The organism is Streptomyces aurantiacus JA 4570, from assembly GCF_000414115.1.
Taxonomy (GTDB): domain Bacteria; phylum Actinomycetota; class Actinomycetes; order Streptomycetales; family Streptomycetaceae; genus Streptomyces; species Streptomyces aurantiacus_A.
The window spans coordinates 1-923 of the sequence record NZ_AOPZ01000387.1; the positions used below are offsets into that span (position 1 = coordinate 1).

1 protein-coding gene is annotated in these 923 nt (G+C 66.3%); it reads right to left on the bottom strand.

Annotated features, from left to right (window positions below; genetic code table 11):
- Positions 1-189: 189 nt before the first annotated feature.
- Positions 190-852, bottom strand: a complete 663-nt coding sequence (locus tag STRAU_RS31530) for a response regulator transcription factor (RefSeq protein WP_037663178.1) — start codon at positions 850-852, stop codon at positions 190-192.
- Between the last annotated feature and the right edge of the window lie 71 nt (positions 853-923).

Below are 923 nucleotides of genomic sequence, written 5' to 3' on the forward strand. Positions count from 1 at the left end.
CACGCCCCGACGGCGGCTTCCATGTCAGGTCGGTGCTGCCCACGTATGTTCCGACGACGGTGACCTGGATCCGCGAGGACAGCGCGTCGGCACCGTAGGAACACGCAGGTGGGGCCGGAACACCAAGTTCCGGCCCCACCTGCGTGTTCGCCCTGTGCGCAGTACCCCGCCACCGGGGCCCGCGGCCGATCAGCGGGTGACGAGCCCCGCGTCGTACGCCAGCAGCCCCGCCTGTGTCCTGTTGGTGCACTCCAGCTTCACGAGCATGCGCGACACATAGCCCTTGACCGTGGCCTCGCTGAGGAACAGCTTCGTGGCGATCTGGGCGTTCGACAGGCCCTCGCCGAGGCAGGTGAGGACGTCCGTCTCGCGTTCGGTGAGCTTGCCGACCAGCGCCTTGGCCCGCTCGCGCGCCGCGTCCTCGTCGGACGACGCGGCCACGATGCGGCGCATCGCGACGGGCGAGAGGACGGTGTGACCGTCGGCGGCGACCCGGACGAGCCCGATCAGGTCCTCGGGCGGAGTGGATTTCACAAGAAATCCACTGGCTCCACTCCGCAGCGCCCGCATCACATACTGATCGGCGTCAAATGTGGTGAGCGCCACCACCTTTGGCGGCTGGTCGAGTTTCATGATGCATTCGATTGCCGTGAGCCCGTCCACGCCCGGCATCCGCAAATCCATGAGGACGAGATCAGGGCGATGCCGCATGACGGCCTCGACCGCGGCGGCTCCGTCGTGGGCGGCGTCGACGACCTCGATATCCTCGGCCGAGCCGAGAATCGTTCTCAAATGTGCGCAAACCATGGGTTCGTCATCAACGACCAGCACCTTTACGACTTCATGACCCATGTCGACAGTCTATCCATGGGGCGCTTCCATCGGCAGTACGGATTCGACGCAGAAGCCGCCGTCGGGGCGTG